12 protein-coding genes are annotated in these 13,100 nt (G+C 57.5%); 2 read left to right on the forward strand and 10 right to left on the reverse strand.

All coding sequences use genetic code 11. The features are described from left to right. The 7 genes from QJ48_RS20170 to QJ48_RS20200 all read right to left on the reverse strand — a co-directional run. Positions 1-507: TolB family protein (locus QJ48_RS20170; RefSeq protein ID WP_369126845.1), on the reverse strand; the 507-nt coding region annotated here is incomplete at its 3' end. Positions 508-522: 15 nt separating this feature from the next. Then, on the reverse strand, positions 523-1,500 hold the full coding sequence (locus QJ48_RS20175) for an ABC transporter ATP-binding protein (protein ID WP_054975315.1): 978 nt from the start codon (positions 1,498-1,500) through the stop codon (positions 523-525). 6 nt (positions 1,501-1,506) lie between these two features. Then, the gene (locus QJ48_RS20180) at positions 1,507-2,502 is read right to left on the reverse strand and encodes an ABC transporter ATP-binding protein (protein ID WP_054975316.1); all 996 of its coding nucleotides are present in this window, start codon (positions 2,500-2,502) and stop codon (positions 1,507-1,509) included. An 8-nt stretch (positions 2,503-2,510) separates the two neighbouring features. Next, a complete protein-coding gene (locus QJ48_RS20185; RefSeq protein ID WP_054975317.1) occupies positions 2,511-3,437 on the reverse strand; it encodes an ABC transporter permease in 927 nt (308 codons plus the stop codon). A 21-nt stretch (positions 3,438-3,458) separates the two neighbouring features. Beyond that, positions 3,459-4,376 (reverse strand): ABC transporter permease, encoded by a 918-nt coding sequence (locus tag QJ48_RS20190; protein ID WP_054975318.1) that lies wholly within the window; start codon positions 4,374-4,376, stop codon positions 3,459-3,461. A gap of 77 nt (positions 4,377-4,453) precedes the next feature. Then, the gene (locus QJ48_RS20195) at positions 4,454-5,992 is read right to left on the reverse strand and encodes an ABC transporter substrate-binding protein (RefSeq protein ID WP_054975319.1); all 1,539 of its coding nucleotides are present in this window, start codon (positions 5,990-5,992) and stop codon (positions 4,454-4,456) included. Between the two features lie 22 nt (positions 5,993-6,014). After that, complete coding sequence (locus tag QJ48_RS20200) at positions 6,015-7,364, reverse strand: M20/M25/M40 family metallo-hydrolase (RefSeq protein ID WP_054975320.1); 1,350 nt, start codon at positions 7,362-7,364, stop codon at positions 6,015-6,017. A 187-nt stretch (positions 7,365-7,551) separates the two neighbouring features. On the opposite strand from QJ48_RS20200, the gene QJ48_RS20205 reads away from it, so the two are divergent. Beyond that, entirely contained in the window at positions 7,552-8,862 is a 1,311-nt protein-coding gene (locus QJ48_RS20205; protein WP_082420602.1) for a hypothetical protein, read from the forward strand. Positions 8,863-8,992: 130 nt separating this feature from the next. Here QJ48_RS20205 and QJ48_RS20210 read toward each other — a convergent pair whose 3' ends face one another. The 3 genes from QJ48_RS20210 to QJ48_RS20220 form a co-directional block, all read right to left on the reverse strand. Beyond that, a complete protein-coding gene (locus QJ48_RS20210; RefSeq protein WP_054975321.1) occupies positions 8,993-10,291 on the reverse strand; it encodes an amidohydrolase in 1,299 nt (432 codons plus the stop codon). Positions 10,292-10,769: 478 nt separating this feature from the next. Continuing rightward, the gene (locus QJ48_RS20215) at positions 10,770-11,438 is read right to left on the reverse strand and encodes a hypothetical protein (protein WP_054975322.1); all 669 of its coding nucleotides are present in this window, start codon (positions 11,436-11,438) and stop codon (positions 10,770-10,772) included. A 174-nt stretch (positions 11,439-11,612) separates the two neighbouring features. Then, positions 11,613-12,068: a MarR family winged helix-turn-helix transcriptional regulator gene (locus QJ48_RS20220; protein ID WP_054975323.1), complete on the reverse strand. Its 456-nt coding sequence runs from the start codon at positions 12,066-12,068 to the stop codon at positions 11,613-11,615. 137 nt (positions 12,069-12,205) lie between these two features. On the opposite strand from QJ48_RS20220, the gene QJ48_RS20225 reads away from it, so the two are divergent. After that, a complete protein-coding gene (locus QJ48_RS20225) occupies positions 12,206-13,066 on the forward strand; it encodes a DMT family transporter (RefSeq protein ID WP_054975324.1) in 861 nt (286 codons plus the stop codon). Positions 13,067-13,100: the final 34 nt, after the last annotated feature.

The following is a 13,100-nucleotide window of genomic DNA, read 5'->3' on the forward strand; positions in this document are numbered from 1 at the left end:
GCTGCCGTCCGGCAGCCAGCAGAGCGGTACGCACCGGCCCTCATGCCGGTAAACCTCCTCGACCTGCTTCGTCTCGACGTCCTGCACGAAAACATCGAACAGTCCGGGACCCCGGCGGTTGCTGGAAAATGCGATTTTCCGCCCGCAGGGAGACCAGTCTCCGACATTGTGAAAATGCTGCGGGGACACCGTCAGCTCCTGCACGTCCAGCGTGTCGTTGTCAAGCACATAAAGCTGTTGCTTCTCGTTCCCCTTATGATCCATCCCGATCACCGTCCGGGTGCCGCACGGAGAATGCTTGGCTTCCACGACCCGGTCGGACAGCTGGATCACCTGCTCGCAGCGGTCCGTCGCCGCATCCCAGCTCCACAGCTGGGGCAGGCCGGTTTTCTTGGTTAAAAACGTCACCCTGCCGCGCCCCGGAACCACTTGCGGCTGATAGGCGGACAGCACGGTAAGATAAGCATGCAGCTTATCGTTTGGCTCGGTCAAAGCTTTCGATTCCATCGATTGGTCGCTCCTTTATAGCGGAAAATGGCAAGCCGCCAAATGGCCGTCCGCTTGCCGCTCCAATGCAGGCGGTGCGCTGCGGCAAATGTCCTGCGCGTAAGGGCAGCGCGTATGAAAGCTGCAGCCCTTCGGAGGGTTCGCCGGATTGGGCAGATCGCCCTGCAGAATGATGCGCTCCTTCCGCTGCGTCGGATCAGGCACCGGAACGGCCGATAGCAGCGCTTGCGTATACGGATGGCGGGGGTGCGCGAACAAGGAGTCGCGGTCCGCCAGCTCGACGATTTTGCCCAAGTACATGACGGCGATGCGGTCGCTGATGTGCTTGACCGCCGGCAGCCCGTGGGCGATGAAAATATAAGTCAGCTTCAGTTCCTTTTGCAGTTTCTTGAGCAGATTCAAAATTTGCGATTGGATCGACACATCCAGGGCGGATACCGCCTCGTCGCATACGATCAGGCTCGGATTCAGCGCGAGCGCCCGGGCGATTCCAATGCGCTGCCTTTGGCCGCCGCTGAATTCGTGGGGATGCCGCGACATATGGTGCTCGTCCAGACCGACCAGCCGCAGCAGCTCGACGACCCGCTCCTTCAAAGCCGCGCCTTTGTACAGGCCGTGTACCTCCAGCGGCTCGGCGACGATGTCCTCGACCTTCATTCTCGGGTTCAGCGACGAGTACGGGTCCTGGAAAATGATTTGCAGATGGCGGCGCACCTTGCGCACGTCCTCTTTGCCAAGCGCGGTCAAGTTCTGGCCCTCGAACCAGACTTCGCCTGCCGTCGGCTCCAGCAGCTGCAAAATAAGCTGGCCCGCCGTCGACTTCCCGCACCCGGACTCGCCCACGATCCCGAGCGTCTCCCCGCGGTTCACGGTAAAGTCGAGGCCGTCTACGGCATGCACAACCCCTTTTTGCCGGGAAAACAAGCCTTGCTTGTACGGAAAATGCTTTTTTAACCCTTTAACTTCCAATAGTAGCTGGCTCGTTTGGCTCATGTCAAATCACTCCTTACTGTAGAAGCAGCGCGCCCAATGGCCCGCGGCAACCGGTTCGAGCATCGGAACGTTGGACTTGCAGTGCTCGGTTGCGGCCGGGCAGCGCGGGTGGAACGCGCAGCCGCCCGGCATGTTCAGCGGATTGGGCACCGAGCCGTAGATAGAGTCCAGCTCTTCGCGCTGCTCGTCAAGCTTCGGCAGCGACCCGAGCAACCCTTTCGTATACGGGTGCCTCGGACGGGCGAACAGTTCGAACACGTCCGCCTCCTCCACGACCTCGCCGGCATACATCACGACGACCCGGTCGGCCATCTCCGCGACGACGCCGAGATCGTGGGTGATCAGCACGACGCCCGTATCCCGGTCCTTGCTCAAGCCTTTGAGCAGCTCCAGAATTTGCGCCTGAATCGTCACGTCGAGCGCGGTCGTCGGCTCGTCGGCGATCAACAGCGCCGGATTGCAGGCCAGCGCCATCGCGATCATGACGCGCTGCCGCATGCCGCCGGAAAGCTGGTGCGGGAAATAATCGACGACTTTGTCCGCCCGCGGGATGCCGACGCTCTCCAGCATGGCGATGCTTTTCGCTCTCGCCTGCTTTTTGTCCGCGTTCTGGTGATTGCGAAACACTTCGCCCAGCTGATTCCCGATCGTGAACACCGGATTCAAGGACGTCATCGGCTCCTGAAAAATCATCGAAAGCTTGTTGCCCCTCAGCTTGCGCATTTCTTTATGGCTCTTGCCGAGCAGGTTCTCGCCTTCCAGCAAAATCTCCCCGCCGACCACTTTGCCCGGCGAAGCGACGAGTCCCATAATGGACAGGGACGTGACGCTCTTGCCGCATCCGGATTCGCCGACGATGGCGAGCGTCTCCCCTTTCGATACCGTGAACGAAACCCCGTTGACGGAGGCGACGACGCCTCCCTCGGTTTTGAAATGGGTTTTCAAGTTTTTAACTTCCAACAGTGGCGTCAAAGGGTTCACCTCGATTCGTGTCGTGTACATCCCGCGAGTTAAGATTCTTTCGTTTTCATTCGCGGGTCCAATATATCGCGCAGCCAGTCGCCGAGGAAGATGATCCCCAGCACGGTAATCGTTATGGCAATGCCGGGGAACGTCGCGACCCACCAGCTGGTAGCCAGATATTGTCTGCCGTCGCTCAGCATGCCGCCCCACGTGACGGTCGGCGGCTGAATGCCCAGACCGAGAAAGCTTAAAGAAGCTTCCAAAATAATGGTGGTGGCGATGCTCAGCGTGGACACGACGATGAACGACGAAACGACGTTGGGCAGAATATGCTTGAAAATAATCCGTACGTCCCGCGAGCCGACGGCGCGGGCCGCTCTCACATAATCGCGCTCCTTGACGCTGAGCACTTCCCCGCGGATAATGCGCGCGTACTTGACCCAGTTGGTGACCCCCAGCACGAAAATGAGCGAGAACAAGCCGGGACCGAGCACCGCAAGAATCACGAGCATGAACAAGATGTTCGGGATCGCCAGGAAGGCATCGACGATCCGCATAATGATCCGGTCGGTCCAGCCTCCGTAATATCCCGAGATCAGCCCCAGGATCACGCCGATTGTTCCGGCGACGGCCACGGCGCATACGCCGACGAGCAGCGAGATTTGCGAGCCGTAAATGATGCGGCTGAGGACGTCGCGTCCCAAATTGTCCGTGCCGAGCGGATGGTCCGCCGTGCCCTTCGCCATCCACATCGGAGGCAGCAGCCGCTTGACCGCATTTGTTTTGGCAGGATCGTGCGGCGCCAGGGCGCCGGCGAAGACCGCCATGAACACGACCGCAACGACGATGATAAATCCGATGGTGCCCGTCTTGCTCTTCAACAGCGAACGGACGATGCGCGCCGCCTTGCCGGGACGCTTCGATGCGGATGCTGCGCTAACCTGTCCGCTTTGCGCTTCAATCGATACGCTCATGTGTGCGCTCGCCTCCTGCGTTTAATTGAATTTGATGCGCGGATCCAGCAGCCGGTAGACAAGGTCCGCGAGCATGTTGCTTAGAATGACCAAGAACGCGATGACGAACACGGCCGCCTGTACGATCGCCATATCCCGGGTATTGACCGCTTGAATAATGAGCTGCCCCATGCCGGGCCACGCATAGATCGTCTCCGTAATGAGCGCCCCGCTGATCAGCGTGGAAATTTGCAGCGCCATGATCGTGACGACCGGGATGAGCGAGTTGCGGAACGCATGCTTGTAAATGACGAGCTTCTCGGCTACGCCCTTGCTGCGGGCGGTTCGAATATAATCCTGTCCCAAAATTTCCAGCATGCTGGAGCGGATCAAGCGCGTCATCTCGGCGGCGATCCCCGTTCCGAGCGTTACGGCGGGCAGGACCAGATGCAGCAGCGTGCCGCGGCCGGACACCGGGAACAGCCCCAGGTTCACGGAGAAGAGCAGAATAAACATGATGCCGAGCCAAAAATGCGGCATCGCCTTGCCGAGCACCGCCGCTCCGGTAGCGAACACGTCCCAGAACGAATTGCGCTTGGTCGCAGAAATAATGCCGAGCGGAATGGCGATGACCGTCGCGATGACCATCGCCGCAGCCGCGAGCTCGAACGTTGCCGGCAGCCGGTCCAATACGATCGGCAGCGCAGGCTGATTGTACCGGAACGAATCCCCGAAATCCCCCCGCACCAGCTGAGCCATAAATTTAAAATATTGGATGTGCAGCGGCTGATCCAGGCCGAGCGCCACGGTCAGCGCCCTACGGTCTTCGTCCGTCGCCGTGTCCGGAAGCATCAGCGTGACCGGATCTCCGGAGACGTGGACGAGCAGGAACACGATCAGGGAGATCAGAAACAGTACGGGGATGAACTGCATAATCGACTTCACGAAAAATTGCCTCACGGTGTACCTCCCAAGGACAGGATGGAATGACAAAGGGGTCTGCGACTGAGACCCCTCGAACAAGTGTTAGGTTAGGCCTACTTCAAAATAATTTCGTCCGCATATGTGATTTCGTCGATTCTCGGAGTAAACTCTATGCGTTTGTTGATGCCGTAGTTCGCGCTCAATTGCAGCAGTTGAATTTGCGGGCGGTCCTTGGCCAAAATGTCCTGCACCTGCTGGAACTGCTTCTCCCGCTCCTGGGCGTTCATATTTTTCTCCGCGTCGCTCAGCAGCTTCGTCACTTCGGGATTGTTGTACCCTGTATCCGGTTTCAAACGCTTATACAGCAGCGCGGCGTCGAACATCGAGTTGGAGTACGCGACAAGGAACATATCGCCCGTCGTGCCGGCATTGCGTTTTTCGTTGAATTTGCTCGATTCCAAAATTTCCAGCTTCACCTTAATGCCCACTTCCTCCAGCATCGCCGCGATCAGCTCCGACGTTTCCTTATCCTTGAGCGACTTGCCTACCGAGCCGGTGAAGCTAATGGTGAGACCGTTTTCAAAACCGGCTTCCTTCAGCAATTGCTTGGCGCGCTCGGGATTGTAGTTGGACTTGCCGAACAAATCCGGCTTCGCTCCGAAGATGCCCGGGATAATCGGCGTCAGCGTTTCTTTGCCGTCGCCTTCGAACAGGCTGTCGATAATCGCTTTTTTGTTGATCGCCAGATCGATGGCCTCGCGCACGCGCGGATCGGCCGTCGGACCGCTCGTCGTGCGCAGCGACAGCATCATGACGCGCGTCGTCGGACCGCTGATCGTCTGCGTCGAGTTTACGTTGTTGATCCGTTTCATATCGGTCGGCGGAATCTGCACCGCGATGTCGACCCCGTCGGTCAGCAGCTCGGAGACCCGTGTCGCTTCCTCCGGAATCGTGCGGAACACCAGCTTGTCCCATTTCCCTTTTTCGCCGAAATAGTCGTCGTTTTTCACCAGAATGACGCGGTCGTCGCGAATCCACTCGGAGAATTTGTACGGGCCCGTTCCTACAGGCTTTTTAAGAAATTCATCCCAGCCTTTTTCCTGAATGTATTTGGACGGCAGCATGCTGGAGCCGAGGCGGGACAGACGCGACAGCAGAACCGGCTCCGCTTCGTGGGTAATGACGTCGGCCGTCAGCTCGTCGACGACCTTCACTTCCTTGATCTGCTTGTAGTTGCCATTCTCCACCAGCTTGGCGTCTTGGGCGACACGCTCCAGCGAAAATTTCACGTCGGCCGCCGTAAACGGATCGCCGTTCTGGAATTTGACGCCCGGGCGCAATTTGAACCGCCAGGTGGTCGGGTTCACATTTTCCCACGATACGGCCAGATCGGGCTGAAACTTGCCTTCCCGGTCCCGCTTGACCAAGTAGTTGAACATGTTGACATGAACCGACTCCGTGCTCGTAAAGCCGTGGTTGTGGACGTCGAAGCCGAGAATGTCGCCGCTTCGGGCAATGGTCAGCACTTTTTCCTTCGTTTGCCCGCTTCCCTGCTGCCCGCCTGCACCCGCCGCATCCGGTTTGCCGCAGCCGGCAAGGCCAACCGACAACGCAAGAACCAAGGCCAAGCTGATGGATGTAAACCTTTTCATAAATGTGTGTCCCCCTTCAAGATTACTCTTGGATGGCAAAGTCTTCGATAATGGCCGCAATATGCTTGATGCCTTGGATATAATCGTCGACCGCGATATTTTCATTCGGGGCATGGTTATTCGAAGCAAAATGCCCGACCCCGACGGAAACCGCAGGAATGCCGATGCGCTGGCACAAAATGTACATCGGGCCGGTCGCGGGCGACATCGGCTTCAGCGTCGGCTCCGTCCCATAGACCTCCTTGGCCGTCCGGACGACCGACCGTGCCAGAGCGTTATCGAGCGGCGTACGGGCCGGATATGTCATCGTATACGGAATCGCTTCGATATCGGCGAAGCCGTGCTCGTCCAAATGCCGGCGCAGAAGCCGGAAGATTTCGAACGGGTCCTGATCGGGCACGAGACGAAAATCCAGCTTCACTCTCGCCTCGGACGGCAGGACCGTCTTCTTGCCCTGGCCGGTATAGCCCGATTGAAACCCGCACACGGTACAGGTCGGCTGGTAAATCAGCTTTTCTTTCAGCGGCAGACCGGATAGTCCCAGAAGGAACGAGTCCAGACCGAACTTCTCCAAGGTGCTTTCTTCGTCGTAAGCCATCTGCCGGAGCGCCTCGATGTCCGCCTCGGACAACGAAGCTACCTTATCGTAAAAGCCTTTGATATGTATGCGTTCGTCCGGTGTTTTGAGCGTGCTCAGCGCCCAGATTAACCGCCAGGCCGGATTTTCGATGACGGCCGCATGCGAAGAATGCATCTCCGTATTCGCCCCCCGGCACACGAGCTCGACGTAGCACATGCCTTTCACCCCGAAGCTGGCCTGCAGGCTCCCGTCCGCGTTCTTGTAGCCGAACTCCCAGATGCAGCCGTCCGCTTGCACAAGCTCCCTATGCCCGTCGACAAATTCGCGGAGATGCAGACTGCCGATCTCTTCTTCGCCCTCAACAACGAACTTCACGTTCAGCGGAAGCCCGCCCCGCACTGCCGTATAGGCATGCACCGCAGCGAGCCGGGCGGTCAGATTGCCTTTGTTGTCCGCGACTCCCCGGGCGTAGATGCGTCCATCCCGAATTTCGGCGGCAAAAGGCGGCGAGTCCCACAGCTCCACCGGGTCCTCCGGCTGCACATCGTAGTGGTTATAAAAAGAGAGCGTTTTCTTTTTGTCGTTTGCAAACTCGCCGTAAACGACCGGGTAGCCGGAAGTGTCGATCCGCTTCGCGTGGCCGCCGATCTCCCGGATCAGCCCCTCCACCATCTTTGCCATCTCCGCCATCCCCCGGTTTTGCGCCGCAACGCTCGGCTGGCGGCATAACGCCTGCAGCCAGCGGATGTACTCGTCCCGGTGCCGCTCGATATAGTCAAAGACGTCCTGCAAGAATAACCACCCCCGATTTAGTGGAAAAATTCCCTTAATAGTCCCTTAATAAACTATAAAACATGTGCTATGATAGTGTCAACAAATAAAAATCGATCCGGACCCGCATTTCAGAAGGATTTTTGCAGGCTGCTCCGAACTTGGAATAGGTCCGGCATTTTTACATTCGGAAAGGACATCAAACGATATGATTGCCAGAGTTGGAGCCGTCGGCCCGAAAGATTCGATCGACCTGATTCGCGAGATCGGCCAAGAGTTTCAAGACCGGTTGACGATCGTTCCGTTCGTTTATCAGAACGTAAGCGAAACGTCGGATATCGTCCGGCGCGAAGAACATCATATTGACATATGGGTATTTTCGGGGCAAGCCCCTTATGCTATCGCTCAGGAACAGAACATTAAGCAAACGGCGCTTTTCCCGCAGTTGAACGGGTCCTCCCTGACAAAGGTACTGCTCGAAATCGTATACCGCGACCGGCTGCAGCTCGGGCGGGTCAGCTTCGATACGATCCTGCCGGAGCCTTTCTACGAAACCTGCGCGGAGCTGGATCTGGCTTACGACGCCATTCCGCTGCTGTCGTATACCGGCTTCAAGCCGACCGAAGAGCTGGTCGCCTTCCACTCCGGGCTGTTCGCTCAAGGCAAGGTCGATGCCTGCGCCACCTGCTTGAGCCGGGTGTACGAGGAGCTGAAGTCGCAGGGCATTCCCGTATACCGGATTACGCCCAACCGGATGACGATCCGCACGATGCTCCATCTGGCCAGCACCGCGGGCGAAACCATGCATTTCAAAAAATCGCAGATCGCGGTCATGCTCATCGATATCGAGGAGCCGGAAAAGCTGATCGGGCAAAACAAAAGCTCCTACGACGTGCGCCGGCTGGACCTCCAGCTTCAAGAGACGATTCTGGGCCATGTCGAGGCGCTGTCCGGCTCCTTCGTCGCCCTGGGCAACGGGAAATATATCGTCTTCACGACCCGGGGAGCGTTCGAAACGGCCGAGGCGAGCGCCCATCCTTCCGTGCTGCTCGAAAAAATCGCCCTGCTCACCGACCTGAAAACGAACATCGGCATCGGGTTCGGCGTGACCGCGCTGGCTGCCGAACGCAATGCGCAGATCGCCCTGCAGCATGCCAAAAAAACCGGCAATTTCTGCGCCATTCTGGTCACCGACACGGGCGATATCGAAGGTCCCCTGCGGCAGACGGGCAGCATCAACTTCAACTATCGGACGGAGGATATCAAGACAAGCGAGCTGCTGAAAAGAGCGGGCGTGACGATCACGACCTACAACAAGCTGCTGTCCGTCCAAAAAAACTTGGGTCAAAATTCGATCAGCGCCCCCGACATCGCCGAATGGCTCGGCATGACCAAGCGGAACGCACGCCGCATCCTCGGCGACTTGGAAGAGCACGGCCTCGTCGAGCTCATCGGCGAGGAAGCGCCGACCAGCCGCGGCCGTCCCCGCAAAATATTCCGGGTCAAGGAGCTGCGCTAATCGTCCGCCACTGCCGCCGCCCGCGAACGGCGCTTACGCACGGCGCCGCTTTCGCGGGCGGCGTCCAGGGTAGCGCTTTCATAGATCGATACGCCTGATCGGCACCGCCCAGCCTCCCTTTTGCTTAGACTTATCCTTCTTGACATGCCAATACAAGCCGAACCAACATTTCCGTCCCGATCAGCAGCACGTCCTCGTCAAAATCGAAGCGGACCTGATGGTGCCCGTCGGTCAGCGGCGAGCCGAACAGCAAGTAAGACGCTTGGCCGCCCTGTTCCTGCACACGGTTCATCATATAGACGACATCCTCCGATCCGCCCAAGTCCATTCTCGGCACGAAAGATTTGACGCTGCCCATCTTCTCCGCCTCCCGCCGGATGAGCGGAATTAATCCGGAGCTGCTCTCGGCTCCCGGCGCTTCACCGACGATCTCCCATTCGCAGGCGACGTCGTGCAATTTGGCCGTCTGCTCCAAGATGCGGATCGTCTCCTTTTTCATAAAATCGTTCAGCTCGGTCGTCTCGCCGCGCGTTTCCAGCTCCATCACCGCTTTGTCGGCCACGATGTTGCGGCCCGAGCCCGCTTTGAGCGTGCCGACGTTAATCCGGGTCGCCCCTTCGCTGTGGCGGCTGATGCCGTTCAAATGCACAATCGCCGAGGCCGCAGCCAGCAGGGCGTTGCGCCCTTCCTCCGGAGCTGCGCCCGCATGGGCCGCTTTGCCGGTGAAGACGGCGTTGATTTTGGTCGTCGCCAAGAAGCCTCCGACCGCGGCGACGATTTCGCCCAGCATTTTGCTCTTGAAGGCGATGTGCCCGCCGAACAAATAGTCTACGCCGTCGAGCCATCCGGCATCGACCATCGCTTTGGCTCCGCGGCTGCCTTCCTCCGCAGGCTGGAACAGCAGGCGGATTTCCCCGCTCAGGCGTTCCTTGTACCCGGCCAGCAGCTCTGCTACGCCAAGTCCGATTGCCGCATGCCCGTCATGCCCGCAGGCGTGCATCATGTTCTCGTGGCGCGAAGCGAAGCCTTCCCGGACGGGACGATGGTCTTCGGCGGCGCACTCCGTCAGGTCGTTGGAATCGATATCGAAGCGCAGCGCTATGACAGGTCCCGGCTTCCTCGTCCGGATGACTCCCACGACGGCCGTATGACCGTCCCGCATCCGTTCGACCCAGCTCGGATCGGCCCCTTCCTCAATCGCTCGGTTCTCGTGGTGCCACAGCACTTCAGGCTGGGGGACGCCCATGCGCGAAGCGGATTTGCACGCTTCCTCCCGCACGTGAACATGGTATCCGAGCCGGCTCAATTGTTCCGCGATAATCGCCGCCGTGCGGTATTCCACCCAGCCCGATTCGGGGTACATGTGAAAGTCCCGCCTTCTTTGTATGAGCTTGCTTTTGATGCGCAGCACTTCTTGGCTGATGTCCATCGGTATATAATCCTCTCCTGTGCAAAACCTGACTGCAATTTATTAACGGAATAATTCCTTAATAGTTCCCAATTAGAATATAAAATTTAATACCGCTTCTGTCAACAAGAAGCGGTTAGCTTGTTGAGAAAGTGGTCAATTGACGTAATAGAGCTGCACGAGGGGGGTGGGGTATCTACTTCCGGGCGCTGCCCAACCCCGCAAAGTGAAGTTGAATCAGGGAAGCTTAGTCCGATTACTTTGCGGGGACCCCGGGTCTGCAGGAAATTTATATTTGAAGCCGCTTAGTAGCGAATATTTCCCGCAGACAAAGGCGAACGCTATCGCTCCTCCAGCAGATACCCCACCTCCGTATGTATCTCTATTGGGATATCGAGGCGATTCTTACTTTTCCTCACAAAAAAAGGCAGTACCCGACGAACAGGCACGCCTACAATTAAGTCCGCATATATGTCTATTTTCTCGAAAGTGATGGCTGTCAGATCCCTAAGACAAACCTTTGGCGTTCCGGGGACCATACGAACAGGTCCGGGTCCGAAACATAAGTCTCCAGCAGCAGGCGCCCCTCTTCCGGGCTGCAGCCCTCGGGAAGCTCGATTCCGCCGAAGACGGCATTCACTATGCTGGCCTCAAACGCATACTTATATTCTTCCTCTCCGACATAAGTCAGCGCGATTCGGCCCGACCAGCGCACCGTATAGTCCGCAAAACCGGCGTTTTTGACAAAACGGATGCGGTGATCCGCTGCGGAGTCATGGCCCAGCAAATAAATGCCGAAGGCGGCATCCTCATAATCGTGCTCTTCCGGCAGGGGAAGCGTGTCGACTTGAAACGTCGTATCCGGGAGCTTGCCAAATTCAAGCTTGCTTGCCGCCGAGCCGGCCAAAAAGCCTTGGTGTCCCCAATACGTAGAGGACAAAATAACAGAATGGTAATTATTCCATACGATTTTGTGCTTCCAGTCGGGCGCATCCTCCGGCACTTCGTCTTCCTCGTCGTCGTCGTTGTCTTCCGCATAGTAGTCCTCGGATTCCAGATGCAGATCGAACCAGATGCCGCTGTCCGGCTCCAGACGGGCGTGCCATTCGAATTCCTTGATGCCGTGGCCGTTGGGCCATGGGTTGTCTTTAAAGAAGATTCGGTTCATGCAAAGCTCTCCTCCGATAGAAAAAATGAAGTCTTGGGCGATCCCAAATGAATTCCCTTGCCGACGAAATTATGGCGCGAAGCAACAAAAAAGAGCAGCTCGCCGCTTGCTCCATGCCGGTTTTTCGTTCGGTTTTGTAATGCATCCGTTTATGCGTTCGGTCTGTAGCTTTCTTTAGCCTTCTCCTTTTTTCAGCGCCTCCGTAACTTTCGTCAGGGCTTTCTCGACGGCCTTCCGCTCCTCTTCGTCCAGCACGCTTACGAAGTAATTGTAAATCCCCTCCGCATAGACCGGCCACGTTCGGAGAAATTCCCGCTTCCCTTCCCGGGTCAGCACGGCAAAGGCTCCCCGACGGTCTTCCTCCGTCCGTTCCCTTTCGACAAGCCCTTCCCGTTCCAGCCGCTCGATCACCCGGGTCAGTCCGCTTCGGGTTAATACGACTTTATTGGCCAAATCGCTCATCCGCAGCTTTTTGTCCGGCGACTGGTACAAGGCTACCAAAACATCATACGTCGTAAGCGGCTCTCTTCGTTGATCGGATAAATCGGCTTCGATTCGTTTAATCACGGCGGCATGGGCATTGACAAAAGCCCGCCAAGCCGCAAGCTGGTCTTCCTCAAGTCGGTGCATCCCGTTCTTCCTCCTGAACATCGGTTAACTTCATCATACTTGATTCCGCGTTGACGGAGCAACTAAACCGTGTTAATTTAATTGCATAAGAAATAATTGATTATACAACTATTTTTTTCGAAAAGGAGGGAGCTTTCATGAACGGCATGCTTCTCGGGCTTGTATCGGCCTTATCCTTCGGAACGGCCGATTTCTTCGCGGGAAAATCGGGCAAAAAAATCGGCGTATTTTCCACTCTCTTTTATATGCAGCTCGTCGGCCTCCTCTTTTTGACGGCCGCCGTCTTCTGGAAAGGACAGTGGCATGCTCTGTTGTCGCTCCAGCATGCTGCCGCAGCCAGCCTCTGGATGGCGGTCGATCTGATCGGAATTCTTTTTCTGTATCAAGGGCTGCTTACCGGAAGCTCCGCCGTTGTCGCACCTGTCGCCTCCAGCTTCTCGGTAGTGACCGTCGTTCTGGCCTTTCTGTCCGGGGAACGGTTGGGCACGGGGACTTGGCTTGGCATTGTCATGACATTGTCGGGAGTCATACTGGCATCCATAGTATGGTCCGGGAAGTCGAAACAGCGGTCCGGCACTGCGTTGGCGAGCGGAGTGCTTTGGGCCATCCTGGCCTCGTTGTTTCTCGGTGCGGCCTTCTTCGGACTCCGTTTCGCGCAGGAGGCGCTCGGCGGTCTGCTGACCGTCTGGATCGGACGGCTGCAGGCCACGATCCTGCTTCCGGTCCTTTACCGGCTGCTGAAGATCAAGCTCACTCCTCCGGGCAGGAACGGCGCCGGACTGGTCGCCATCGTCGGCATTCTGGATGCGGTCGCTCTTGTCAGCTACAACACCGGATTGGGACTGGAGGACACCTCTATCGTCATCACGGCAGCTTCCCTGTTTGCCATCGTGACTTTGCTGTGGGGAGTGCTTGCGGGAGGCGAAAAGCCAGCTTGGAATCAGTGGATCGGGGTAGGCTACACCCTGGCCGGTATCCTGATCGTTTCTTGGCAATAAATAAAAAGATTGCCGCAACCCGGCTTTTGGGGCC

Source organism: Paenibacillus sp. A3 (assembly GCF_001399685.1).
Lineage (GTDB): Bacteria > Bacillota > Bacilli > Paenibacillales > NBRC-103111 > Paenibacillus_G.